Source organism: Variovorax sp. dw_308 (genome assembly GCF_019207085.1).
Taxonomy (GTDB): domain Bacteria; phylum Pseudomonadota; class Gammaproteobacteria; order Burkholderiales; family Burkholderiaceae_C; genus Variovorax.
The window spans coordinates 178,090-201,695 of record NZ_JAATOM010000001.1; the positions used below are offsets into that span (position 1 = coordinate 178,090).

Genomic DNA, 23,606 nt, shown 5'->3' on the forward strand with positions numbered 1-23,606 from the left:
CTTGCGGCCGTCCAAGCCTGCGCAGGCAGGCTCGGAGCCGCGGCCCTCAGCCCCTCGAGGGCGCGCACCCAGCGGCCCGGCAAAGCCGGCTCCGCGGGTGCCCTGGCATCACCCGGCGCCCACAGTCGGCGAGTCACGTTGGAAAGCGTCGCTGGCCCGCGACAATACGCGTCCGGGCGGCCCGCTGTCGTGGCCGCGTCCCCCCATTCAAGCCAGTCATTCCCCATGGACAAAGAAGTCGACCCCGCGGTCATCGCGGTCATCAATGAAAAGCGCCTGACGGGCGAGAAACGCACGCCCGTGGACATCATCTCCAGGATGGGCGTGTTCGATGCGCGCGAGAAAGCGTCCGACCAGGCCTGGCTCGCATCGGGCGACAACGTCATCATCACGATCTGGGCCGAGTTCGTGAGCGTCGGCGCCGGCGGGCGCTGGTTCTACCTGGAGTCGCTGGACACGCACCACCGGCTGGGCGGCGGCGGCGAGCGGACCGCCTTGCAATCGCAACGCGCCAAGGACCGGCTGCAACTGCTCAAGCGTTCATTGGACCTGGGCCTCAGCGTGCGGGCCGTGCTGCAGACCAATCGGGTCGCCATCGCCGGCCTGGAGACCGACAAGGCCGCCAAGGTGTCGGTGCGCGTGCAGGACGAGCAGGAATGGCATGTAGCCGCGTGGGATGCCGACGAGAAGGTGGCGGTGCTGGTGCGCGGCCCGCGCGGGTGGCTGCCGAACGAAGATGAAGTGAAGGCCGCACGGGCGCGTGGCAGTGTTCCGCCCGTCGCGGTGCAGGCAGTCCCCTCCGGCGACATCACCCCGGAATCGGTGCACGCGGCCGCGATCGAATATCTGACGAAGCATTTCGCGGGCTACGGCTACAAGCCCGAGAACGTGACCAGCCAGAAGCTGGGCTACGACATCGAAGTGACGGACAAGAAGGGCAAGACCTTGCTCAAGCTCGCGGTGAAGGGCACCGCCCCGGGGGTGAAGACGTTCAAGTTGACGGACGAGGAACGAACCTGCGCAAAGAAGGGCGATCCCTGGCGCATGGTCGTGGTCACGGATGCGATCGGGCCGGCGGCGCAGCACAAGATATACAAGCCCGAAGAGGTCGACAAGGCGCCCGGGCTGGAGCTGTAGACCGGCCCATCTCCGGCAGAAGGATTCACGCCTTCTCGATCCAGCGCGCCGGCCATGCGCCGGACTTCACCATCTGCTGGATCAGTTCCATCGCCAGCGCAATGACCGCCGCGGCGGCCGGCGTTGAAGGGCGTGCGAAATTGGTCGCACACACCACGCGCCGCGTCATGCCTTCATCGGTGATGGCGGCGGCGCGCAGCTTTCCGGCCGCCACTTCTTCGGCGACCGAAGACATCGAAAGAATGGTGCTGCCGATGCCCGCCTCGACCGCCTTCTTCACGCTGGTCAGCGATTCGATCTCGGCGATCACGTCGAGTTCGATCGATGCCGCAGCACACGCCTGGTCGATGATGCGGCGCAGCCCGTGCTCGCGGCCGGGCAGCACCAGGGGATGGGCTGCTACCTTGGCCAGCGAGATGCGCGCAGCGGTACGCGGTCCATTGGCATGGGTCACCAGCGCCAGCCGTTCTTCCAGCAGCGCGCGCTTGGCCAGCGTGGGCTCCGACGCATCGCCGAAGAGGATCGCCAGGTCGAGCCGTCCACCTCGCAGCCATTCGCTCAGGAAGCCGCTGTAAGCCTCGACCACCTTCAGTCGCACGTGCGGCAGCCGCTCGCGGCAGGCCTTCAGCAGCGGCACCGTCACCAGCAGCGCGATGGTCGTGGGCAGGCCGATGGCGACGTCGCCGCGTGGCACGGCGTTGGCGTCGCGCACCGACAGGCGCGCACGCTCCACGTCCGCCAGCACCACCCGCGCATGCTCCAGGAAGACGCGCCCGGCCTCGGTCAGCGCCATGCCGCGGCTGGAGCGTTCGAACAGCTTGCCGCCGACTTCATGCTCCAGCGCCGCGATCTGCTGCCCCAGCGCAGGCTGCGCCACGTGCAGCCGACTGGCTGCCTGCAACAGGCTGCCCGCCTCGCAAACCCCGACGAAGTAGCGCAACTGGCGCAGTTCCATGGCTATGTGTTCTCCGTCTAGCTCGTAGGCCGACAATGTATTTCACAAATAGCGCCGCGCCAACCAGAATCGACGGCGACAAGAACACATCGGAGACCCCCCAATGCCCATCGACATCGAACACCTGCGCAACTGGATCGGCCGCACCGAATCACGCACCGACATCGCCACGGCGGCGCCGGTGCAGGGGCTCTCCGCCACGCTGGACCGCGACGACGCGGCACCGCGAGCGGGCGACCTGGTGCCGCCGTGCTGGCACTGGCTGTACTTCCTGCCGATGCAACGGCAATCGGAGATCGGCGTCGACGGCCATCCTAGGCGTGGCGGCTTCCTGCCACCGGTGCCATTGCCGCGCCGCATGTGGGCGGGCAGCCGCATCGACTTCCTGCGCCCGCTGGCGGTGGGCAGCAGCATCCGGCGCGATTCACGCATCGCCGATGTGAGCGGCAAGGAAGGGCGCAGCGGCTCGCTGGTGTTCGTGCGCGCGCACCACGAGATCTCCGACGAGCACGGCGTGGCCATCCACGAAGAGCACGACATCGTCTACCGCGACAACCCCCAACCCAGCGATCCGGTGCCGCCCGTGCAGGCCGCGCCCGCCGAACACGATTGGGTGCGCACCATCCAGCCCGACGACGTGCTGCTGTTCCGCTATTCGGCCCTGACCTTCAACGGCCATCGCATCCACTACGACCGCCGCTATGTCACCGAGGTCGAGGGCTATCCGGGCCTCATCGTGCATGGCCCGCTGATCGCGACGCTGCTGCTCGACCTGCTGCGCCGCAACCTGCCCGATGCCACGGTAGCCCGCTTCACCTTCCGGGCCGTGAAGCCGACCTTCGACCTCACGCCCTTCCAGGTCTGCGGCCGCCGCAGCGAAGACGGCCGCACCGTTCAGCTCTGGGCCCGGCACACCGACGGCGCGCTGGCGATGGAAGCCAGCGCGACCCTCGCCTGAACATCGATGAACAACATTCAAGGAGACGATTCATGTTGAACGAAGCCGACGAGCACCAGGAAATCCGCGATGCCGTGCGCCACCTGTGCTCGCAGTTCCCCGACGAGTACTTCCGCAAGGTCGACGAGCAGCGGGCCTACCCCGAGAAGTTCGTCGATGCCCTGATGGAAGCCGGCTGGCTCGCCGCCATGATCCCCGAGGAATACGGCGGCACGGGCCTGGGCCTCACCGCCGCGACCGTGATCATGGAAGAGATCAACCGCAGCGGCGGCAACTCCGGCGCCGTGCACGGCCAGATGTACAACATGGGCACGCTGCTTCGCAACGGCAGCAAGGCGCAGAAGGACAAGTACCTGCCGCCCATCGCCGCGGGCAAGCTGCGCATCCAGTCGATGGCCGTCACCGAGCCGACCACCGGCACCGACACCACCAAGATCAAGACCACCGCCGTGAAGAAGGACGGCCGCTACGTCGTCAACGGCCAGAAGGTCTGGATCTCCCGCGTGCAGCACTCCGACCTGATGATCCTGCTGGCGCGCACCACGCCGCTGGCCGAGGTCAAGAAGAAGTCCGAAGGCATGTCGATCTTCATCGTCGACCTGAAGCACGCCATCGGCAACGGCATGACCGTGCGGCCCATTCCCAACCTCGTGAACCACGAGACGAACGAGCTGTTCTTCGACAACCTCGAGATCCCGGAAGAGAACCTCATCGGCGAGGAAGGCAAGGGCTTCAAGTACATCCTCGACGGCCTCAATGCCGAGCGCACGCTGATCGCGGCCGAGTGCATCGGCGACGGCTACTGGTTCATCGACCGGGCCACCAAGTACGCCAACGAGCGCATCGTGTTCGACCGGCCCATCGGCAAGAACCAGGGCGTGCAGTTCCCGATCGCGGACGCGTTCATCGAGATCGAGGCGGCCAACCTGATGCGCTTCAGGGCGGCCGAACTGTTCGACGCCAACCAGCCCTGTGGCGCGCAAGCCAACATGGCGAAGTACCTCGCTGCCAAGGCCTCGTGGGAGGCGGCCAACGTCTGCATGCAGACGCACGGCGGCTTCGGCTTCGCCAACGAATACGACATCGAGCGCAAGTTCCGCGAGACGCGCCTGTACCAGGTCGCGCCGATCTCGACCAACCTGATCTTTTCGTACGTGGCCGAGCACCTGCTGGGCCTGCCGCGATCATTCTGATGAACCCGACCATGCGACCCCTCGACGGGATCACCGTCGTCACGCTGGAGCACGCCATCGCGGCGCCCTTCTGCACGCGGCAACTGGCCGACCTCGGCGCACGCGTCATCAAGGTCGAGCGGCCCGGCAGCGGCGATTTCGCGCGCGCCTATGACGAGCGCGTGCGCGGCATGGCATCGCACTTCGTCTGGACCAACCGCTCCAAGGAAAGCCTCACGCTCGACGTCAAGCAGCCGCAGGCCAAGGATGTGCTGGCCAGGCTGATCGAACGCGCGGACGTGCTGGTGCAGAACCTGGCTCCGGGCGCGGCGGCGCGCCTGGGCCTGTCGTACGAAGACTTGCGCGAGATGCACCCGCGGCTCATCGTCTGCGACATCTCGGGCTACGGCGACGCCCCCCGGAACAAGGGCCCGTACCGCGACAAGAAGGCCTACGACCTGCTGATCCAGAGCGAGTCGGGCTTCCTGTCGATCACCGGCTCGCCGGACGAGCCCGCGAAAGCCGGCTGTTCCATCGCCGACATTGCGGCGGGCATGTACGCCTACACCAACATCCTGTCGGCACTCATCCAGCGTGGCCGAACCGGCCAGGGCTGCCGCATCGACGTCTCGATGCTGGAAAGCATGGTCGAGTGGATGGGCTACCCGCTGTACTACGCCTTCGACGGCGCGGCGCCGCCGCCACGGGCCGGTGCCGCGCACGCGACCATCTATCCCTACGGCCCGTTCCCGGCCGGCGACGGCAAGACCGTGATGCTCGGCCTGCAGAACGAGCGCGAATGGGAGGCCTTCTGTCGCGTCGCGCTGCAACGGCCCGAACTGGCAACCGACGAACGCTTCGCATCGAACTCGAAGCGCACGGCGGCAAGGCAGGCACTGCGGGCAATCATCGTCGAGACCTTTGCGTCGCTCAGCGCCGAGCAGGTGATCGCGCGCCTCGACGAGGCGCAGATCGCCAACGCACACATGAACGACATGCAGGACGTATGGAACCATGCCCAGCTGCAGGCGCGCGGACGCTGGACCCAGGTCGAGACGCCGACAGGCCCTGTTCCTGCCCTGCTGCCGCCCGGCCGGAACGAAGCCTTCTCGCCGCGCATGGATGCCGTGCCCGCGCTCGGGCAACACACCGCATCGATCCTCGCGGAGCTGGGCTTCGGTGCGGACGCGATCGAGACGATGCGCAGCGCCAAAGCCATCTGAAGAAAAGGGGGCATCCATGAATCGCACCTTCCTCCAACTCCAGCGCCACCGCACCGCCGCTGGCCCCGTGGTCGCACTCGTGACCGCACTCCCAGCGACAGTCGCACTGCATCGATGATGGAAGCCATGACCCAACGATGCGCCCGGGCGCGCAGCCTGCTGTTCGTGCCGGGCAACCGGCCGGAGCGCTTCCAGAAGGCCGCACGCAGCGGCGCCGACGCCGTCATCCTCGACCTGGAGGACGCCGTACCTGCCGCGGACAAGACGTCGGCACGCGCGGCCATCGGGCGCGAGTGGGCGCTGCTGCAGGACTGCGACGTGCCATGGGTCGTCCGCATCAACCCATCCGACACGGCAGCGGGTGAAGACGACCTGGCGTGGTTGAAGGGATTGAGCCCGGCGCCCGCCGCCGTCATGGTGCCCAAGGCCGAATCGCCCCAGGCGCTCGCGGGCGTGCATGCGCGCCTGGACGGCATCGCCACGTTGCCGATCGTCGAGAGTGCGGCAGGCTATGCCGCGCTCCCTTCGCTGGCCGCCGCGGCGGGCGTGTTGAGGCTCGCGATCGGGCACATCGACTTCATGGCCGATACCGGCATCCAGTGCGACGACCTGGAAACCGAACTGGCGCCGCTGCGCTTCGCGGTCGCGATCGCCACGCGCTTGAACCGCCTCGCCCCCGCGATCGATGGCGTGACGGTTCAGATCGACGACGAACTCCGACTGCGCGCCGATGCCCGGCGCGCACTGCGCTACGGATTCGGCGGCAAGCTCTGCATTCACCCGCGCCAGGTGGCCGTGCTCCACGAGGCGCTGGTGCCGACCGGGCAGGAACTGGAATGGGCGCGCCGCGTGATCGCCGCCGATGCCGCAGCAGAGGGCGCGGCCGTGCAACTCGATGGCCGCATGGTGGACCTGCCGGTCGTGCTGCAGGCGCACCGCACGATGGCGCGGGCCGCAACCAGTAGCGCCAAGTCCTGATCAACTGAGAGACGGCTCCTCTTGTCGAGGTTGGTGACCCGGTTCAGCCCGAGCCTTGACCGAGACCGCCGGCCAGGCCCAGTCCGCGCGCTATACGATCCCGGCATGACAACCATCCAGTCCCGGCGCAAGCTGATCGTGATCGTCCTGCTGTGCATGGCCGTAGGAGGCGCACTGCTGCGGCAGTTCGCGGCGCAGGGCTCGATGCTGCGCGACATCGGGACCTTGCTGATGCTGCTGTGGCTGCCGATCGTCGGCAACATCATCGGGTGGTTGATTGCCCGCATGCGCCGTCCACCCGCGCCCGAGCCGCAGACCTTCGGCGGGCCCGAGACCTTCCATGCGCATGCGCGGGTCGATCTCACCTTGCGCGCCGCATCGGTGCCCAGCGAGGACGTGCCGGTGGCAGTCGGCGAGCACCGTTGCGCACTCGTCGTCGGCAACGACGGCTTCTCCGCACGCTGGTTCGTCCGCCCCGGCGAGACCGTGCGGCGCGGAAAGTCGCACCCCGTGCAGATCGAGTTCCTGGCGCCGGCCCTGGCATTGCCGAGGTTCCAGCGCGATGCGGCTTTCCGGATGCTGGTGGGCGGCGCGTTCATCGGCGACGGCCAGGTGCGCGAACTGCCCGGGTTGCTGGAGCCCGCAGGCCAGGCATGAGCCGAGCCGTCGCCTACTGCATCTGCTCCAGGTTCCCGATGCGCACGAGCATCTCGGTGAACATCTGCATGTCGGCGTCCAGGTCAGCCACTTCCTTGAATTCCTTGGCGTTGTGCGCCGTGTATTTCTTGCCGGGCATCGCCGGTCCGAAGTTGATGGCGTTGGGCATCAGCTTGGCCGTGGTGCTGCCGGCGGTGGGCACGGGATTGGCCTCGAGGCCGGTGGTGTCGCCGAAGATGTTGAGCAGCGTGGAGAGCCACGCACCCTTGGGGTCGCGCGCCATCCAGTCGCCCTGGTTGTAGTCGATGGTGATCTTCGTGGCATGGGACGCGGCCCATGCTTCGACCTTGGCGGTGACGGCCTTCTGGAGTTCCTCGGGCGTGCGCCCGCGCGGCATGCGCACGTTGGCCGTGACTTCGAGCTTGCCGTCGTTCTCGCGGATGAGGTTGGGCGAGAAGGTCAAGGGTCCCATGAAGTCGTCCTTGTAGCCGAGGCCCATCTTCTCGCCGAGGTAGCCGGTGCCGTAGAGGTCGACCAGGTACTTCACTGCCTTCGCGTAGTGGTTGTTGGCGAGCGGCACGGCGGACTCCTGCAGGAACAACGCCAGGCGCGGCAGCGGGTTCACACCTTCCTCGGGACGCGAGCCGTGGGCGGAGACACCGGTCACCTTAACGTCCACGCTGTCGGCGCCCTGCGCGACATCGATCGCGAACTTGCCGCCCTGGCTTTCGTATTTCTGGATGAAGGCGGCCTTGGCGGCGTTCAGTTTCGCGGCGACGGTCGCCAGGTCGCCGCCCTTCAGCTTCGCGGTCGCGGTCTGCGGGACCGTGTTGGCGATCGCCGCGCCGGCCATGGCAACGATCGTGGTCGTCGTGCCGTCGGTGGGCTCGGCCGGGAAGAACACCTTCAACGCACCGGTTCCCTTCTCGGCCACCACGGCCGGGTACTTGCTGTCGAGCACGATGTTGTAGTCGGGCAGCGGGTTCCTGGCGCGGTAGTACTTCATCGCGCTGCCATCGCCTTCCTCGGTCGTCTCGATCATCAGGCGGATCGTGCGATCCAGCGGCAGGCCGCTTTCCTTCACCGTCTTCATCGCGAACAGCACGGCCGCGATCGAGCCCTTGTCGTCGATGCTGCCGCGGCCATAGAGGTAGTCGCCCACGCGCGTGAGCTTGAAGGGGTCGAGCTTCGTGCCGTCGTCCAGCACCCATTCGCTCGCCACGACCGGCACCACGTCGGCGTGCGTGAGGATGCCGAACTCGCCACCGGCCGAAGCCGTGTTGGCCGGCAGCTTGACTTCGAAGATGCGGTTGTCGACGTTGCGGTACTGCAGGCCGAAGTCCCGGGCCATGCCTTCGACCAGAGTGCCGAACTCGATGATGGCCTTGCTCTCGTGCGGCGGGATCTTGTCGTCGCGCACCGTCGGGATCGCGACCATGCGCGCGGTGGCGGCGATCACCGCGTCGTGGTTGCGCAGCCGGTTGTAGAGCCCGAGTAGCCGGCTGATGTTGGTGAGGTCGTCACCGGCGAGCGGGGCCTTCTTGCGGTACGCGTCGACGGCCGGCTGGAGTGCCGGGTCGGCCTTGGCTGCAGCGTCGAGGAAGGCGTTGAAGTCGGTCGAAGGCGAGGCTTGTTGCGAGGCGGCGAGCTTGTCGAGCCCGGGCTTCTTGATCGTGTCGGCCATCGTTGCCGAGGCCGCGAGCGCCAGCGCAAGGCCGAGTGGGAGGAGGGCGATTTGCTTCATGACGATGCTCCGCTGAATGTTTTAGTCGCAATGATGCATCCAGAACCAGGGCCGCACGTCGCACCTGCCTTGGTGGCCTGTAACAGGCCAATGCCGCACTCAAGCGACGAGCATGCGGGTCACCGGATGGGCTGGCGCCAGCTTCTGCAATTGCGGCAGCCAGTTCAGCGCCTGCTCGCGCTGTCCGGCGTGCCATTCGCAAGAGGCGACCATGGTCAGCGCCTCGACGGTCGCGCCGTCATCCGGCGCACTGGACAACAGCGCCTGGCAGAGCCGGCGCGCATCGTCCATGTGTCCGCTGCGGGCAAAGCGTGTCGCCAGCCGGCCCATGTCGCGCGGTTTCAGCCGCACCGACGGTTTGGCCTGGTCGAGGTAGACCTTGTAGCTCTCGTGCTGGAATTCGACCGCGGCCTCGCTGCCGTCCTTCAAGCGAAAGATCTGCTTGGCCGCGCGGTGGAAGGCGTTGCTCGAAGGATGCAGGCGCGCGGTGTTGAAGAACGCGCGCAGCGTGGGCTGGTCTTCCGGCCTCAGCCTGGCAGCGGCTGCCCATTCGACGGCAGCGCGGTCGAACTGCAGCCGCGCGCTGAACTGCGTGGCACGCTCGACGTGGTCATGGAACGGATCTGGCGGCGCCACCGGCGCCACCACCGGCTTGCTGCGCCGCGCCGCAGGCCACAGCAGCATCAACAACGTGCCGGTGAGCAAGCCACCCAGGTGGGTCATGTAGCCGACGCCGGTGTGGCCGGTGACGTGCTGCACGAACTCGTTGACCATCCAGATCGGCAGCAGGATCAGCGCCGGCGCGGTGATGTAGTTGAAGTAGAAGAAGAACTGGTAGAAGAACCGGATGCGGCGCAGCTTGTAGATCAGCGCATACATCGCCATCAAGGCCGCGATCGCGCCCGAGGCGCCCAATCCGTAGCCGCCGCGCCCGCCATAGGCCCACATCGCCATGGCCGAGGCGCCCAGCGCGCCCAGCACATAGAAGCCCAGGTAGGTGGCGCGGCCCAGCGCCAGTTCGACGGTGAAGCCGAACAGGAACAGGAACACCATGTTGCCGATGAGATGGCTGGCGCTGGCGTGCAGGAAGGCCGATGTCAGCCAGGTGAGCGGTTGCGGCGCCGCGCCATCGGCGAAATCCAGTGACCAGCGGTCGGTGAAGGGCGCGGGCAGCATGCGTTCGTAGTCCGCACGCAGGGCCTTCCATTCGTCATGGCGCGGGTCGTCCGCGAGGATGACCTTGTCGGCGCGAAGCCGCGTCTCGAACTTGCGCTCCGTGTGCATCAACTGCACCAGTTCGCCGCGCTGTTTCCCGCGGCGCAACACCTCGCGCGCCTGCTTCGCGAAGCGGCTGCCGGTCTGCTCCAGGTGAGTGACGAAGGGCGGAAGCTCCCAGTCGGCCAGCGGTGTGGAGAGGTAGTAGGCGGTGGCGCGCTGCTCGGCTTTCTCCTCCGTGCGTTGCGGGCCGAAGAAGATCGCAACGTTGACGAGGATCAACAGCAGCGTGAGCCATGGCGGGTTGCGCCAGGTCGGCTTGCTTTCGAGGGGGATTGCATAGAACACAGCAGGAGCGTAGCCGAAACCGCGCCGCTATCTAACAATCTGTGACAGTTCTGCGACGTGCGTTTTTTGGCAGTCTTGCCGTGTTCCGGTGGCTCTGAGGATACCGGGGCGCTTGGAGTGTCGCGATGAAGCCCGACCGTGCCAGGCCGAGGGGCGGCGGGTAGCCCCTGCAGCGAAATAAAGGAGGAGGCCGCAGGCCGGGGGACATTCGCGGAAGGGGCTACCCGCCGCCCCTCGGCCCACCCCTGCAACCGCCCTGCAACCGCCGTCAGCCGATCCGCACAGGCACGAAGATCTTGTCATCCCCGCGCTGCACCAGCAAGGCCACCGACTTCGGCGACTTGCTCATCACGTCCTTGACCTGGTCCACGCTGCGCACCGGCGTGCCGTTGACCGCCAGCAGCACGTCGCCGGCCTGCACGCCGGCCATGGCAGCCGGTCCGCGCGCGGCCTCGACCACCAGGCCGTTGTCGACCCCGGCTTCGCGCCGCTCGTCCGGCTGCAACGGGCGCAGTGCCAGGCCCAGCTTGCCCTGGTCGGCTGCATCCTTCGCGCTCGCGACCTTCTCGGCCTTGTCGTTGGCATTGCCGAGCCTGGCCGTGATCGTCTCGGCGCTGCCCTTGCGCCAGATGTCGAGTTGCACCTTCGAGCCCGGCGTCGCCATGCTGATCACCGCGGGCAGGTCGCCCGAGGAGACGATCGGCTTGCCGTCGACCTTGCGGATCACGTCCCCGGTCTGCAGGCCGGCCTGGTCCGCGGGCCCACCCTTCTCGACGTTCGCGATCAGCGCGCCTTCAGGCTTGTCGAGATTGAAGGAGTCGGCCAGCGTCTGGTTGACCTCCTGCACCGACACGCCCAGCCGCGCGTGCTCGACCTTGCCCGTCGCGGCGATCTGCTTCTCGATCTTGCTGGCCAGGTCGATCGGGATCGCGAAGGACACGCCCTGGTAGCCGCCGGTGCGGCTGTAGATCTGCGAGTTGATGCCCACGACCTCGCCGCGCGCATTGAACAGCGGCCCGCCCGAGTTGCCGGGATTCACCGCAGCATCGGTCTGGATGAAGGGCACCGCGCTGTCATCCGGCAGCGAGCGGCCCTTGGCGCTCACCACGCCTGCCGTCACCGTGTTCTCGAAGCCGAAGGGCGAGCCGATGGCCAGAACCCATTCGCCGACCTTCAGGTCCTCGACACTGCCGAGCTTGACCACCGGCAGGTTCCTGGCCTCGACCTTGAGCACCGCGATGTCGGTCTTGGGGTCGGCGCCCAGCACCTTGGCCTTCAGTTCGCGCCGGTCGGTGAGCTTGACCGTCACTTCCTTCGCGCCCTTCACGACGTGCGCGTTGGTCAGGATGATGCCGTCCGCGCTCACGATGAAGCCGGAGCCCTGGCCGCGCACGGTCTGGGCCTCGGGCTGCGAGGGCGCACCATGCTGGCCGCGCCTGCCGGGTTGCTGCATGCCCGGCACGCCGAAGCGCTTGAAGAACTCGCCGAACGGATCGCCATCGGCAAACGGGTTGCCGTCGTCGCTGCTCGCCGTTTCGTCGGCGGTGCGCGTGCCGACCACGCTGATGTTCACCACCGCCGGGCCGTTCTGCGCGGTGATCTGCGAGAAGTCGGGCAACGCCACCGGAATGCCGGTGGTGGTGGTCGCCGTGGCCACCGGTGGCGTTGCCGCAATGGCGTGGGTCCCTTCGAGCGCCGAGACGCTGGCGCCGCCGATGACGCCCGCCGTCACGAGTGCCAGCATCAGGCGGGTAGGGGTGAGGGATTCGAGTCGCATGGGGTCAGTCCTTGTGAAGTGGATGACGCAATGTTGGGGAGGCTGGCTTAGAAGGGGCTTAACCGGAACGCCTTGCCCGCATGCGCGTGTTGCCTCCCCACGAAGAGGGATGGGGACCACGCAGGCCATGGATAGAGTGGCTTGCGACGCATTCGAGAAACATTCAACGCGAGGAGGTAGACCCGATGTCAAACGTCTTCTGGGGAGTTCACACCGCCCTGCAGGCGGGCGCACCCGGCTCGGTCCTGATGATCGGGGACTCATGGTGGTGGTACCCGATCGACAACCTCGCGACCGAGATCGGCGCGTTGTTCGCGTCGGAGAGCTTCGTCGTCATCGGTCGCAATGGCGCCGAGGCAGCGGAGTGGTCGCAAGGCATGCGCAAGACGATCAACCTGGGCTTCGACATGTACGCACGCGGCTGCAAGGTCCTGATGCTCAGCGGCGGCGGCAACGACGTTGCGGGGCAGGACGACTTCCTGCGCTTGCTCAACACCAATTGCAGCGCCGCGACCACGGTGAAAGATTGCTTCGCACTCGTTCAGCCCGACGCAGTGATCACCGGCATCATGAACGCGTACCGCGAGGTCATCGTGCGCTTCCGTGCGCACAACAAGACGGCACCCGTCGTCATGCATAACTACGACAACGCATGGCCGACAGGCCAGGGTTTCTTCGGCCCCGGCAAATGGCTCAAGGTGCCGATGGACATCGCCCAGGTGCCCGAGCAACTGCGGCGCGACGTGTTCAAGAGCCTGGTGAACAAGCTGCACCTGGCGCAAGTCGAACTGACGAAGGAGGCTGCGCTGGGACCGCTCGTCGCGGTCCTGACGGCGGGCGAACTGCCGGAGGCTCCCGGCTCGACCGACGAGCAGTGGTGGGCCAACGAACTGCACCCGACGCCGAAGGGCTTCAAGCGGATCGCGAAGAATCGCCTGCGCGATCCGCTCGACCAGTTCCTGCTGGGCTGACGGGAAGCGGCCTCAGGCGGCCGGCGCCGCCGCCGGAAACGACACGCTCACTTTCAAGCCGCCCAGCCGATCCGACTTCGCAAGCTCCACCGTGGCGCCATGGCGCTGCGCAATCGCCTGCACGATCGCCAGGCCCAATCCGCTGCCGCTGGCTTCGACGCCGGCCGCGCGGTAGAAGCGGTCGAAGGCGCGGTCGCGGTCGGCTTCGGGAATGCCCGGGCCGCTGTCTTCCACGCGCAGCACCGTTGTCCCATCGGCTTCCGACGCGATGGTCACGTCGACGCGGCCGTTCACCGGCGTGTACTTCACCGCGTTGTCGAGCAGGTTGCCGAGCAGGATGTGCAGCGCGGCAGGCTGGCCCTTCACCTGCGCGGGCACCGATGCGGCCAGTCCGACGTCGATGTCGCGCTGCTGCGCTTGCGGCAGCACGGCGGCGATGGCTTCGGCGACCAGCGCCTCCAGGTCGACCGGTTGGCGCGGGTCATCGGCTGGCATCGTCGTGGTCTCCTGCCGTGCCAGCGCGAGCAACTGGCCGACGAGCCGGATCGAGCGGTCGATGCCCTGCTGCAAGCGCACCGTGGCCTGCTCGCGGCTCGCCTCGTCGCCGGCGCGGCGCAGCGACTCGGCCTGCAGCTTGAGCGCGGTGAGCGGTGAGCGCAGTTCATGCGCCGCGTCGGCCACGAAGTTCTTCTGCGCTTCGAAGGCGCCGCTGACGCGCCGGAACAGCAGGTTCAACTCCCGCACCAGCGGCCGCACCTCGTCGGGCAAGCCCTGCTCGGGCAGGGGCGAGAGGTCATCGTCGGCCCGGCCCGCGACCTCGCGCTGCATGCGCTTCACCGGCGCCAGCGAACGCGTGATGATCCAGCCGACCGCCAGCATCAACAACGGCGCCATCAGCGCCAGCGGCAGCGTCGCGCGCAGCGCCAGGCCCCTGGCGCGGGACTGGCGCGCGTCCATGTCCTGCGCGATCTGCACCGTCTGCAACGGGGTCTGCAGCGAGTAGACGCGGTAGCGCGTGCCGTCCACGGTCGCGTCGGAAAAACCCAGCACGGCCTGCGGCGGCAGCGCGGCGCGGGCGGACCGGAACACCTGCGTGCCGTCCGGTCCCCATATCTGCACGAAAACGTCGTAGCCTTCCTCGCCGTAGTCGCCATCGGCCGTGGTGCCGAGCACGGTGCTGCCGCGCAGCGTGTGGGCCATCTGCTGCAGGTGCAGGTCGAACAGCGCATCGGCATCGCGCAGCGCACCGCGATAGGTCGTGATACCCAGGCCGAGCCCGGCCAGCAGGATCGACGCAAGCACGAAGCGCAGCAGCCGACCGCGCAGCGAGTGATGGGCGCCGCGCGTTGCGTTCATCATTCGCGCGGCACCATGTAGCCGAGGCCGCGCACGGTCTGGATGAGCCCCGCGCCGAGCTTCTTGCGCAGGCCGTGGATGTAGACCTCGACGGCATTGCTGCTGATGTCGTCCTTCCAGCTGTAGAGCTTTTCCTCCAGTTGCGCACGCGACAGCAGCACCCCGGGCCGCGCGATCAACGGCTCGATCACGGCCCATTCGCGCGCGGAGAGCGTCACCGGTTGGCCGTTGAGTGTGGCGACTTTCGTGGCAGGGTTGAGCGTCACGCCCTTGTGCGCGAAGACCGGCTCGCCATGGCCGGCGCGGCGGCGGATCAATGCGCGGATGCGGGCCAGCAACTCGGTCATGTCATAGGGCTTGACCACGTAGTCGTCGGCGCCCGCGTCGAGGCCGGCCACGCGGTCGCCGACCGCATCGCGCGCCGTGGCGATCAGCACCGGCACGCTGTCGCGCCGCGCGCGCAGGCTGCGCAACACATCGATGCCGTCGCGGCGCGGCAGGCCCAGGTCCAGCAGCATCAGGTCGTAGGCGTGGGCGCGCAGGGCGGTGTCGGCCATCTCGCCGTCGCGCACCCAGTCGACCGCATAGTTCTCGCTGCGCAGCAGGTCGAGCAGCGCCTCGCCGATCATGGTGTCGTCTTCTACGAGCAGCAGGCGCATGGTGGTCCGGAATGTGGGAGGGGAGGCTCGATTGTCCTTTCGCCGCTTAAGCCGGGCTGAATCGACTCGCGAAGCCTGTAGCATCGCTCGTTTTGCCTCTGGCGCCCACGCCCTTTCCAGCCTGCCACCACGATGAAGCGTCAATGGGAAATCGACGCCCTGCGCGGGCTGATGCTCGTGCTGATGACGCTCACGCACCTGCCGTCGCGCCTGACCGATCCGCTGGGGCAGCCTTTCGGCTGGGTCTCGGCGGCCGAGGGATTCGTGCTGCTGTCGGCCTACGTGTCGGGCCTTGTCTACAGCCGCCTTGCGCAGCGCCAGGGCATCGCTGCGATGCGATGGGCCTTTGCGCGGCGGGCGTTGAAGGTGTGGCTGGCGCAGGCCGCGACCCTGTTGCTGCTGTTCACCGTGATTGCCGGCCTGGGCGTGCGCTTCGACCAGCCGGCCGTGACCGACCTCGTCTCGTACTACCTCGCCCAGCCACGCGACGCCTTCCTGAGCGGGCTGCTGCTGGTCTACGAGCCGCCGCTGCTCGACATCCTGCCGATGTACATCTTCTTCATGCTGTTGAGCCCCTGGGTGCTGGGCTACGCGTTGCGGCATGGCTGGGCGCTCGTGATGCTGGCGAGCGTCGCGCTGTGGGCGATGGCCCAGTTCGGGCTCAGCGAGTGGGCCTACGGGCTCGCCGTGAGGGAGTTCGGGTTGTCGGTGCCTTACGAGGAAATGGGGTCGTTCAACACTTTCGCCTGGCAGTTCGTCTGGTTCACCGGCTTGTGGATCGGCATGGGGCGCCAGGCGCACGACGCCCGGCCGTTGCACTTCCCGTGGTGGGTGGTCGTGCCGTCCATCGCGGTGGCGGTGTACTGCTTCGCGTGGCGCCATTTCGGCGACGACGGGCAGGCGCCGTACGGCGGCGACGTGGCCATGAACCTGCTGTTCGACAAGTGGCAACTCGGGCCGTTCCGGGTCATCAACCTGGCGGCGCTCGGCGTGCTCGCGGTGCGCTTCGGCCCTGGCTTGATCGAGCGCTTGCCGCGACGCTGGCTGCGCCCGCTCGAAGCGATGGGCTCGGCCTCCTTGCCGGTGTTCTGTGCCCACCTGCTGGCGGTGCTGCTGACGCTCGCTTTCTATGGCAGCAACCAGTTGGCCCGGCCGGCGTGGGGGGACGCGGTGCTGATCGCCGTGGTGTTCGCGTGGCTGTACGCCGTGGCGCGCGTCACGCTCTGGTGGGAGCGGCGAAGTTCCTGAAGATGCGAGCGGGCAGCCGAACGCAGAAGTCGCAAAGGGTTCGCAGAAGTCGCCGCCTGCTCCCGGATTCAGGGTGGCAACAGGTACGGCGCAACCACCGACTGCCAGATGCGGTAGCCGGCGTCGTTCATGTGCAGCATGTCGGCGCGAAACAGTTCCACGCGCGGTTGCCCGTCGGCGCCGAGCATCGGCGTGAAGGTGTCGATGTATTCGCTGTTGGCCTGGGTTCGGAGGTACGCCGCCACGATGTCGTTGGTCTCGCGCATCTTCGGCAGCAGCGTCGCGCGCGAGGGGCTCGGCTTGACCGAGATGAAGCTGAAGCGCGCACCCGGAAGCTCGGCGCGCACGGCGGCCATGAAGCGCGCAAGGCTCGTCATCACCTGCAATGGCGATTGCCCTTCGGCCAAGTCGTTGTCGCCCGCATAGACCACCACCTGGCGCGGCTTGTAGCGCACCACCAGTTCGCGCGCCAGCAGGCTGCAGTCGGCCATGGTGGAACCGCCGAAGCCGCGGTTGAGGATCACGGGCTGCGCGGGAAAGTCGGCCGCCAGGTGCGTCCAGAAGCGGATCGTGGAACTGCCCACGAACACCACGCCATCGGCCGCTGGCGGGTGTTCGCGGTCAGCTTGGGCGAAGGCCGACAGCTCGCTTTGCCAGCGAGCGCGCGCCGAGGCTTCGGCAGTCGTGGCAGTGGCTGTGGCGGGCGCTTCCTGCGCCTGCACAAGCTGCGCGGCCAACGCGCCGCACAGCGCCAGTCCGACCAGGACTGCGCGGGGCGCGCAGTGCGCGCAGTGCGCGCCGGCCGACATGCGGGAGATGCTTGTGTTCACGGACGCTCAGAGAGTCTTTTCAATCAACGGCCCATGGAACAGCACCGGCCCCGTCGGACCGCGCTCGCTCGGCACGCCGCCGCGCGGCTCCAGGCTGATGGCCAGAGCCGGGATGGCGCGCAGGTTGGCTTCGGTGGCCGTGAGCTTCAAGGCCGGCCCGTCGCCCAGCACGCCGAGCGAGCGCGGCGCACCACCGGGCGGCAGCGCCCAGAGCTGCAGGGACTTGTCCGCGCCGGGTTGATAGCTGCCGAGCCGCTGCAGCACCAGCTGGTTGCGCTTCGGGTCGAAGGTCACGAGCATCGATGCGGTGGCCTTGTCGTCGGCCAGCACGGCCACGTACTGCACCGCGGGCGTGGTCTGCAATTGCCGCTGCAAGTCGAGGCCGGCGACCACCGCGATGATGGTGGCGAGCGCGCCCGCCAGGCTGGCGCCGCGCCACAGCGCGAGGCTGCGCAGCCAGCCGCCAGCGGGCGCGGAAGGTGCCGGTGCTGCGGCGCGCTGGCGTGCGATGGCTTCGCTTTCCCGCTCCGCCTCGATCACGTTGCGGATGCGCGTCCACACGGCGGCATCGGGCACCACTGACGGCTGCAATTCGGCCATGCCGGCGAGCCGGTTCTGCCACATCAGCGCCGCGGCGCGCACCGGCGCCTGCTCGCGCGCCATGGTTTCGAAGCGGCGACGTGCGCCGCCGCGCAGCGTGCCCAGTGCGTAGCTGGCGGCCAGCAAGTCCAGCAGTTCGGAATGGGCGGCGATGTTCATGTGCGGCCCTTGTTCACGCGATGCGCGCCATGCAGTTGCGCAGCTTCTCGAGGCCGCGCCGGATCCAGGTCTTGACAGTGCCCAGCGGCAGCTTGAGTTGCTCGGCCAGCTCGCCGTGCGTGAGGTCGCGCAGGTAGGCCAGGCTCACCACCTCCCGCTGCCGCCCTTCGAGCTGGCCCAGGCATTGGTGCAGGGCCCAGGCCTGCTCGCTGGCGTCGGCCAGGTCCTGCGGCGTCGGCGCGTCGGAGGCCATCGTCTCGGCCATGGTCTCGTCGAACTCGTCGGTGACCTTGCTGCGGTCGGCCGTGCGCTTGCGCAGCATGTCGAGCGCGCGGCTGCGCACGATCAAACCCATCCAGGCCATGGGCGGACTCAGCGAGGCACGGTAATCGACCGCCACGCGCCAGATCGTCAGGAAAGTCTCCTGCAGCACGTCCTCTGCCCATTCGCGCTGGCGGACCACGCGCATGGCCAGGCCAAACAGCCGCGGCGACACGCGCTCGTAGAGCTGGCGCAGCGCCGCTTCGTCGTGCAGGCCGACGCGGTCGATCAGTGCCATCAGTTCGGCATCCGGGCTCGCAGGGGTCATCGGTGGATTGTGGAGCATGGCGCCGCATGCCATGGATACGGCCCTGATCCCCCTGCAGATTCAGAGGCGGCCGTGAATCCGATTGCCTCGCGCGTGCGTAGTTCACATGGGTGGCCGCGAACACGACGCAAAACAACGGCGGCGCGCTCGTGCCAGTCACCACTTTTCTCAACATGAAGGACTCGATCATGCAACTCCGCACCCTCCTGCCTCTGGTGGCCGCCGCCAGCCTCGCCGCCTGCGCCGGCATGGGCGCCAAGCCCGCGATGTATTCCCAGGCCATGCTGCCCGATGCCGTCAAGGTGCCCGCCGGCCACGCGGTGGCGATGGAAACCGTCGGCGCCGGCGACATCACCTACGAATGCCGCGTGAAGGCGAACATGCCCGGCCAGCACGAATGGGTGTTCGTCGGCCCGAACGCGAAGCTGATGGATCGCATGGGCGCGCAGGTCGGCAAGTACTACGGGCCGCCGGCCACGTGGGAAGCCATGGACGGTTCGAAAGTGACCGCCACGCAAGTCGCCGTGGCGCCCAATGGCACGGGCAATATCCCTCACCAACTGGCGAAGGCCAACCTGGCGACGGGCACCGGCAAGATGCAGGGCGTGAGCTATATCCAGCGCGTGGCCACGCGGGGCGGCGTGGCTCCGGCGCTGCCGTGCGCGGGCGGCAACATGGGTGAGAAGCAGGTGGTGAAGTACCAGGCGGACTACATCTTCTATCGCGCGATGTAGGGCCAGTTCGGACGGGTTGCCGCTCGTTCGAAACCCGAACGACCTCGCCTGCTTATGGATCTCCGGCCGAGGCCTCCGAGCGATGCGTCACCCGGCGGTCTGTTTCGCGTCGAGCTGGTAGGCGCGCATGGCCGTCCCGCGGAAAAGCGCATCGCGTTCATCCGGCGAATAGCCGGCCGCCAGACGCTTGAAGGCGTTCCATAGCACGGAGTAGCTGCACATGCCCTTGTCCACCGGGAAGTTGCTTTCGAACATGCAGCGCGCCGGCGTGAAGGAATCGATGCAGGCTTCGACATAGGGGCGCCATGCGGACGCAAGCTCTTCCGACGGCACAGGTGTCTCGGCAGAGGCGAAAGGAAAGCCGGTGCGGGGCATGCCCAGCCCGCCGAGCTTGACGGCGACGTTGCCGTGCCGCGCCAGTTCCGCCATTCCCGCCCGCCAGACCTCGAACACCTCTGCACGCCGGCCCTTGAAAGGGCCGATTCCAAGGGGGCCACCGACGTGATTCAGCACGATCTGAACCTCGGGGCAATCGCGCGCGAGCTGGGCCACGTCGGCCAGTTGCGTGTGGTAGACCCACACGTCCAGGCTCAGGCCCAGGCGGGCCAGGACCTTGACGCCTTGCTGGAAGAGGGGGTCCAGCAGCAATCCTTGCGGTGGCCCGTCGGCGGGTCCGCTGAGCGCGGCATCGTCGCTCCAGGCGGCACGGCTGCGAATGCCGCGAAACCGGCCCTTGCCAGCCTCGGCATGGGCGTCCAGCACCTCCTCGACTTTGGGGCCGAGCATCAGGTCGGCCCATGCCACGATGCCCGCGCACACGGAGACGCCCCGGCCGGCTGCGCGCTCGGCCTGCGCCGCGGCAAACTCGGTTTCGCCGACGGGCCGCAAGTGCGCCGGACCGCTGGCCCGGTAGCGCGCCTTGCCTTCGACCAGGACCGTCGCTTCGACGGCGTGGCCAGTGGCGATGTCGGCCATCAGGTCGTCCGCATGGTAGGGCGCGGACTCCTCGTCCCAGAAGTGGTGGTGAGCGTCGACGATGCGCTGCTCGGGCTGCAGCACGACCTCCTGGCGAAGCGCCAGCCACTCCCGGCGGATCTGCGGGAAGTTGCTCTTCTTGTATTGGGGATCGAATTTTTCCATGTCGCGCGATCAGGCCTCTGCCGTGAGGGTAGCTTCCGCGGGTGTGGTCGGCAGCGGCCTGCGCCGGAGCCATAGCGCCTTCGACGTCCCCACGATGCCTTCGCGGAACATCAGCACGCAGGCCATGAAGATGAGCCCCATGATGAGCGTGACCCACGATCCCAGCCCGGCCAGGTGGTGCTCGAGGGACACCACCACCACGGCACCGACGAAGGGGCCGAAGATCGTGCCCAATCCGCCCACCAGTGTCATCAGCACGGCCTCTCCGGAGGTCGCCCAGTGCACGTCGGTCAAGGTCGCAAGCTGGAACACCAGCGTCTTCGTGGCGCCTGCCAGGCCCGCCAACCCGGCCGACAGGACGAAGGTCACGAGCTTGTAGCGTTGCACGTCATAGCCCAGGGAGATGGCACGGGGCTCGTTCTCGCGAATCGCCTTGAGCACCTGGCCGAAGGGCGAATGCACGATGCGGTATACGGCGAAGAAGCCGAACAGGAAGATCGCCAGCACGAAGTAGTACATCGCGAACATGTTGTCCAGGTCGATGAAGCCCAGCAGATGCCCGCGCGGGATGCCCTGCATGCCGTCTTCGGCCCCGGTGAACGGCGCCTGCACGCAGATGAAGTAGACCATCTGCGCGAGGGCCAGGGTCACCATCGAGAAATAGATGCCTTCGCGCCGGATGGCGAGCCGGCCGACCACCAGCCCGAGCAGCGCAGCGGCCGCGGTGCCCGCGAGGATGCCAAGCTCGGGCGGGAAGCCGAGGCTCTTCACCGCGTAGCCGGTCACGTAGGCGGCGCTGCCCAGGAACGCCGCATGTCCGAACGACATCAGGCCGGCAAAGCCGAAGAGCAGGTTAAAGGCCATGGCGAAGAGCGCGAAGCAGTAGATCTTCATCATGAAGACCGGGTACACCGCGAGCGGCGCGAGCAGTCCCAGCACCAGCAGCGCGACCAGCACCGGGGTTCGCAGGTGGGCGCCGCCCGTCGGGACGGCAGGTGTTGTCGGTAGGGTCACGTCGATTCACTCACTTCTGCTGGCCGAACAGGCCGGAGGGTCGGAACATCAGCACCACGGCCATGATCACGAAGATCACGACATTCGATGCGGGCGGGTAGTACACGCGGGTCAGGCCTTCGACCACGCCCAGCGTGAGCCCGGTCACGATCGACCCCAGGATCGATCCCATGCCGCCGACCACCACCACGGCGAACACCACCACGACGATGTCGGCGCCCATCAGCGGGCTGACCTGCATCACGGGCGCGGCCAGCACGCCGGCGAAGGCGGCCAGGGCCGCGCCGAAGCCATAGGTCATCGTCACGATGAGCGGCAGGTTGATGCCGAAGGCCTGCACCATGCCGGGGTTCTCCGTGCCGGCGCGCAGGTAGGCGCCCAGCCGCGTGCGCTCGATGCCGTACCAGGTCGCGAGGCACACTGCCATCGATGCGAAGACCACCCAGGCCCGGTAGTTCGGCAGCCGCATGAAGCCGACGTCAGTCGCGCCCTGCAGCAGCGCCGGCGGGCTGTAGGCAAGGCCCGTCACGCCATAGGAGTTGCTGGCCAAGCTCTGCACGACCTGCGCCATGCCGAAGGTCAGCAACAGGCCGTAGATCGGGTCGAGCTTGCGCAGGCGGCGGATCATGGTCCGCTCGCACAGGATGCCGAAGCAGCCGACCACGAGCGGTGCGACCAGCAGCGACAACCAGTAGCTCAGCCCGAGGTAGTTCAGACCCATCCACGTGACCAGCGCACCCATCATGTAGAGCGCGCCATGGGCGAAGTTCACGACGTTGAGCAGGCCGAAGATGATGGCCAGGCCGAGGCTGAGGATGGCGTAGAACGAGCCGTTGACCAGCCCGATGAACACCTGTCCCAGCAAGGCCTGGTGAGGAACGCCGAAGATGTCCATGGTGGGTGTCGCTTACTTCTTGACCAGGCCGCAGGTGCTCTTCGACAGCGGCTGGAAGGCCTGCGCCGCGGGGATGGTGGCGAGCACGTTGTAGTAGTCCCAGGGCTTCTTCGATTCGGACGGCTTCTTGACCTGGACGAGCCGCATGTCGTAGATCAGGCGCCCGTCTTCGCGAACCGAACCGTTGCGCGCATAGAAGTCGTTCAGCGGCGTCTCCTTCATCTTCTTCATGACCGCGGCGGTGTCGTCGGTGCCGGCGGCCTGGACCGAGCGCAGGTAGTTCGTCACCGACGAATAGACGCCCGCATGGACGGAGTCCGGCATCTTCCTGGTCTTCGCGAAGAAGCGTTCCGAGAACTTGCGCGTGTCGGCATCGGTGTCCCAGTAGAAGGCCTCGTTCAGGATCAGGCCCTGCGCGGCGTCCAGGCCCAGGCTGTGGATCTCGGGCAGGAAGGTCACCAGGGCCGCGACCTTCTGCTGTTTCGTCAGCCCGAATTCGTTGATGGCCTTGACCGCGTTCACGGTGTCCGCGCCCGACGCGATGAGCCCGATCACCTTGGCCTTGGAAGCCTGGGCCTGCAGCACATAGGACGAGAAGTCCGGCGTGTTCAGCGGGAAGCGCACGCTGCCGACCACCTTGCCGCCAGCGGCCTTGACGGCTTCGATGCCATCCTTCTCGACGCTCTGGCCGCCCGCGTTGTCGAGCGTCACGAAGAACCATGTGTCGCCGCCCTGCTTGGCGATCGCGTCGATCATGCTGTACGACTGCGAGTAGCTGTCCCACGAGGTGTGCACGGTGTTTGCATTGCAGCTGTCGTTGGTGACGCGGGAGGTGCCCGACCCGTTCACGAACGCGATCTTGTTCTTCTGCCGTGCAATCTCCATCACGGCCAGCGAGATCGGCGAGCTGACCAGGTCGAAGATGGCATCGACCTGCCGTGTGTCGAACCATTGGCGCGCCGTGTTGGCGGCCAGGTCGGGCTTGTTCTGGTGGTCGGCGGAGATCACTTCGACCGGCGTGCCCAGCACCTTGCCGCCGAAGTCCTCCACCGCCATCTGGGCCGCGGTCACGGAGCCCGGCCCGGCGAGGTCCGAGTAGACGCCGGACATGTCGGTGAGCACGCCGATGCGCACCACGCCGTCCGACACCTTCGATGCCGGTTGCGCATGGAGCGCACAGGCCAGGGAGGCAGCGGTCAGGCCTATCGCGAGGGAACGCAGGGGATTCGAATTCATGAGGGATGTCT

General features: G+C 67.4%; 22 protein-coding genes. 9 read left to right on the plus strand and 13 right to left on the minus strand.

Annotated features, from left to right (window positions below; genetic code table 11):
* Positions 1–225 precede the first annotated feature (225 nt).
* The gene (locus HCU76_RS00770) at positions 226–1,137 is read left to right on the plus strand and encodes a protein NO VEIN domain-containing protein (protein WP_218508166.1); all 912 of its coding nucleotides are present in this window, start codon (positions 226–228) and stop codon (positions 1,135–1,137) included.
* A gap of 25 nt (positions 1,138–1,162) precedes the next feature.
* Here the strand turns inward: HCU76_RS00770 and HCU76_RS00775 are convergent, their stop codons facing one another.
* The gene (locus HCU76_RS00775; protein WP_218508167.1) at positions 1,163–2,092 is read right to left on the minus strand and encodes a LysR substrate-binding domain-containing protein; all 930 of its coding nucleotides are present in this window, start codon (positions 2,090–2,092) and stop codon (positions 1,163–1,165) included.
* Positions 2,093–2,195: 103 nt separating this feature from the next.
* Between HCU76_RS00775 and HCU76_RS00780 the strand changes: the two genes are divergently transcribed.
* The 5 genes from HCU76_RS00780 (at position 2,196) to HCU76_RS00800 (ending at position 7,080) form a co-directional block, all read left to right on the plus strand.
* Positions 2,196–3,050 (plus strand): MaoC family dehydratase N-terminal domain-containing protein, encoded by an 855-nt coding sequence (locus tag HCU76_RS00780; RefSeq protein ID WP_218508168.1) that lies wholly within the window; start codon positions 2,196–2,198, stop codon positions 3,048–3,050.
* 32 nt (positions 3,051–3,082) lie between these two features.
* Positions 3,083–4,243, plus strand: coding sequence for an acyl-CoA dehydrogenase family protein (locus tag HCU76_RS00785; protein WP_218508169.1), 1,161 nt, complete (start codon positions 3,083–3,085; stop codon positions 4,241–4,243).
* A gap of 11 nt (positions 4,244–4,254) precedes the next feature.
* Entirely contained in the window at positions 4,255–5,445 is a 1,191-nt protein-coding gene (locus HCU76_RS00790) for a CaiB/BaiF CoA-transferase family protein (RefSeq protein WP_218508170.1), read from the plus strand.
* Between the two features lie 126 nt (positions 5,446–5,571).
* Positions 5,572–6,423, plus strand: a complete 852-nt coding sequence (locus tag HCU76_RS00795; protein WP_256353900.1) for a CoA ester lyase — start codon at positions 5,572–5,574, stop codon at positions 6,421–6,423.
* Positions 6,424–6,528: 105 nt separating this feature from the next.
* Positions 6,529–7,080, plus strand: coding sequence for a hypothetical protein (locus HCU76_RS00800; RefSeq protein WP_218508172.1), 552 nt, complete (start codon positions 6,529–6,531; stop codon positions 7,078–7,080).
* A gap of 13 nt (positions 7,081–7,093) precedes the next feature.
* Here HCU76_RS00800 and HCU76_RS00805 read toward each other — a convergent pair whose 3' ends face one another.
* From HCU76_RS00805 to HCU76_RS00815, 3 genes are all read right to left on the minus strand, one after another.
* Positions 7,094–8,824, minus strand: coding sequence for a dipeptidase (locus HCU76_RS00805; protein ID WP_218508173.1), 1,731 nt, complete (start codon positions 8,822–8,824; stop codon positions 7,094–7,096).
* 99 nt (positions 8,825–8,923) lie between these two features.
* Positions 8,924–10,387 carry a rhomboid family intramembrane serine protease gene (locus HCU76_RS00810; RefSeq protein ID WP_218508174.1) on the minus strand — a complete coding sequence of 488 codons (1,464 nt, stop codon included), beginning with the start codon at positions 10,385–10,387 and terminating at the stop codon, positions 8,924–8,926.
* 268 nt (positions 10,388–10,655) lie between these two features.
* Positions 10,656–12,164: a DegQ family serine endoprotease gene (locus tag HCU76_RS00815; RefSeq protein WP_218508175.1), complete on the minus strand. Its 1,509-nt coding sequence runs from the start codon at positions 12,162–12,164 to the stop codon at positions 10,656–10,658.
* Between the two features lie 185 nt (positions 12,165–12,349).
* Between HCU76_RS00815 and HCU76_RS00820 the strand changes: the two genes are divergently transcribed.
* Complete coding sequence (locus HCU76_RS00820; protein ID WP_218508176.1) at positions 12,350–13,135, plus strand: hypothetical protein; 786 nt, start codon at positions 12,350–12,352, stop codon at positions 13,133–13,135.
* 12 nt (positions 13,136–13,147) lie between these two features.
* On the opposite strand, the gene HCU76_RS00825 is transcribed toward HCU76_RS00820, so the two are convergent.
* Both HCU76_RS00825 and HCU76_RS00830 read right to left on the minus strand, forming a co-directional pair.
* Positions 13,148–14,491 (minus strand): ATP-binding protein, encoded by a 1,344-nt coding sequence (locus HCU76_RS00825; protein ID WP_371319749.1) that lies wholly within the window; start codon positions 14,489–14,491, stop codon positions 13,148–13,150.
* Positions 14,491–15,150: a response regulator gene (locus HCU76_RS00830; RefSeq protein WP_218508178.1), complete on the minus strand. Its 660-nt coding sequence runs from the start codon at positions 15,148–15,150 to the stop codon at positions 14,491–14,493. The genes HCU76_RS00825 and HCU76_RS00830 overlap by 1 nt, the downstream gene beginning before the upstream one ends.
* Positions 15,151–15,282: 132 nt before the next feature.
* Here HCU76_RS00830 and opgC point away from each other — a divergent pair, with 132 nt between their 5' ends.
* Positions 15,283–16,398: an OpgC domain-containing protein gene (opgC, locus tag HCU76_RS00835; RefSeq protein WP_213955263.1), complete on the plus strand. Its 1,116-nt coding sequence runs from the start codon at positions 15,283–15,285 to the stop codon at positions 16,396–16,398.
* A 68-nt stretch (positions 16,399–16,466) separates the two neighbouring features.
* Here opgC and HCU76_RS00840 read toward each other — a convergent pair whose 3' ends face one another.
* Genes HCU76_RS00840 through HCU76_RS00850 form a run of 3 tightly spaced genes read right to left on the minus strand, consistent with a single transcriptional unit; the run spans position 16,467 to position 18,576 of the window.
* Positions 16,467–17,228, minus strand: a complete 762-nt coding sequence (locus HCU76_RS00840) for an SGNH/GDSL hydrolase family protein (protein ID WP_371319732.1) — start codon at positions 17,226–17,228, stop codon at positions 16,467–16,469.
* A gap of 6 nt (positions 17,229–17,234) precedes the next feature.
* Positions 17,235–17,987 (minus strand): anti-sigma factor domain-containing protein, encoded by a 753-nt coding sequence (locus HCU76_RS00845; protein ID WP_218508179.1) that lies wholly within the window; start codon positions 17,985–17,987, stop codon positions 17,235–17,237.
* A 13-nt stretch (positions 17,988–18,000) separates the two neighbouring features.
* The gene (locus HCU76_RS00850; protein ID WP_213955265.1) at positions 18,001–18,576 is read right to left on the minus strand and encodes a sigma-70 family RNA polymerase sigma factor; all 576 of its coding nucleotides are present in this window, start codon (positions 18,574–18,576) and stop codon (positions 18,001–18,003) included.
* A 188-nt stretch (positions 18,577–18,764) separates the two neighbouring features.
* On the opposite strand from HCU76_RS00850, the gene HCU76_RS00855 reads away from it, so the two are divergent.
* On the plus strand, positions 18,765–19,310 hold the full coding sequence (locus HCU76_RS00855; protein WP_218508180.1) for a DUF3455 domain-containing protein: 546 nt from the start codon (positions 18,765–18,767) through the stop codon (positions 19,308–19,310).
* 87 nt (positions 19,311–19,397) lie between these two features.
* Here the strand turns inward: HCU76_RS00855 and HCU76_RS00860 are convergent, their stop codons facing one another.
* The 4 genes from HCU76_RS00860 to HCU76_RS00875 are packed head-to-tail and all read right to left on the minus strand — an operon-like array spanning position 19,398 to position 23,595.
* Positions 19,398–20,450: an amidohydrolase gene (locus tag HCU76_RS00860; protein ID WP_218508181.1), complete on the minus strand. Its 1,053-nt coding sequence runs from the start codon at positions 20,448–20,450 to the stop codon at positions 19,398–19,400.
* A 9-nt stretch (positions 20,451–20,459) separates the two neighbouring features.
* Positions 20,460–21,419, minus strand: a complete 960-nt coding sequence (locus HCU76_RS00865) for a branched-chain amino acid ABC transporter permease (protein WP_256353939.1) — start codon at positions 21,417–21,419, stop codon at positions 20,460–20,462.
* Between the two features lie 55 nt (positions 21,420–21,474).
* Positions 21,475–22,359 (minus strand): branched-chain amino acid ABC transporter permease, encoded by an 885-nt coding sequence (locus HCU76_RS00870; RefSeq protein ID WP_218508182.1) that lies wholly within the window; start codon positions 22,357–22,359, stop codon positions 21,475–21,477.
* A 12-nt stretch (positions 22,360–22,371) separates the two neighbouring features.
* Entirely contained in the window at positions 22,372–23,595 is a 1,224-nt protein-coding gene (locus HCU76_RS00875) for an ABC transporter substrate-binding protein (protein WP_218508183.1), read from the minus strand.
* Between the last annotated feature and the right edge of the window lie 11 nt (positions 23,596–23,606).

Coding starts and splice junctions, on each gene's coding strand:
- HCU76_RS00860 (WP_218508181.1), bottom strand. CDS start 20,450: ATGGAAAAATTCGATCCCCAATACAAGAAGAGCAACTTCCCGCAGATC.
- HCU76_RS00805 (WP_218508173.1), bottom strand. CDS start 8,824: ATGAAGCAAATCGCCCTCCTCCCACTCGGCCTTGCGCTGGCGCTCGCG.
- HCU76_RS00875 (WP_218508183.1), bottom strand. CDS start 23,595: ATGAATTCGAATCCCCTGCGTTCCCTCGCGATAGGCCTGACCGCTGCC.
- opgC (WP_213955263.1), top strand. CDS start 15,283: ATGAAGCGTCAATGGGAAATCGACGCCCTGCGCGGGCTGATGCTCGTG.
- HCU76_RS00815 (WP_218508175.1), bottom strand. CDS start 12,164: ATGCGACTCGAATCCCTCACCCCTACCCGCCTGATGCTGGCACTCGTG.
- HCU76_RS00775 (WP_218508167.1), bottom strand. CDS start 2,092: ATGGAACTGCGCCAGTTGCGCTACTTCGTCGGGGTTTGCGAGGCGGGC.
- HCU76_RS00855 (WP_218508180.1), top strand. CDS start 18,765: ATGCAACTCCGCACCCTCCTGCCTCTGGTGGCCGCCGCCAGCCTCGCC.
- HCU76_RS00870 (WP_218508182.1), bottom strand. CDS start 22,359: ATGGACATCTTCGGCGTTCCTCACCAGGCCTTGCTGGGACAGGTGTTC.
- HCU76_RS00800 (WP_218508172.1), top strand. CDS start 6,529: ATGACAACCATCCAGTCCCGGCGCAAGCTGATCGTGATCGTCCTGCTG.
- HCU76_RS00790 (WP_218508170.1), top strand. CDS start 4,255: ATGCGACCCCTCGACGGGATCACCGTCGTCACGCTGGAGCACGCCATC.
- HCU76_RS00770 (WP_218508166.1), top strand. CDS start 226: ATGGACAAAGAAGTCGACCCCGCGGTCATCGCGGTCATCAATGAAAAG.
- HCU76_RS00850 (WP_213955265.1), bottom strand. CDS start 18,576: ATGACCCCTGCGAGCCCGGATGCCGAACTGATGGCACTGATCGACCGC.
- HCU76_RS00785 (WP_218508169.1), top strand. CDS start 3,083: ATGTTGAACGAAGCCGACGAGCACCAGGAAATCCGCGATGCCGTGCGC.
- HCU76_RS00845 (WP_218508179.1), bottom strand. CDS start 17,987: ATGAACATCGCCGCCCATTCCGAACTGCTGGACTTGCTGGCCGCCAGC.
- HCU76_RS00825 (WP_371319749.1), bottom strand. CDS start 14,491: ATGAACGCAACGCGCGGCGCCCATCACTCGCTGCGCGGTCGGCTGCTG.
- HCU76_RS00830 (WP_218508178.1), bottom strand. CDS start 15,150: ATGCGCCTGCTGCTCGTAGAAGACGACACCATGATCGGCGAGGCGCTG.
- HCU76_RS00795 (WP_256353900.1), top strand. CDS start 5,572: ATGACCCAACGATGCGCCCGGGCGCGCAGCCTGCTGTTCGTGCCGGGC.
- HCU76_RS00780 (WP_218508168.1), top strand. CDS start 2,196: ATGCCCATCGACATCGAACACCTGCGCAACTGGATCGGCCGCACCGAA.
- HCU76_RS00820 (WP_218508176.1), top strand. CDS start 12,350: ATGTCAAACGTCTTCTGGGGAGTTCACACCGCCCTGCAGGCGGGCGCA.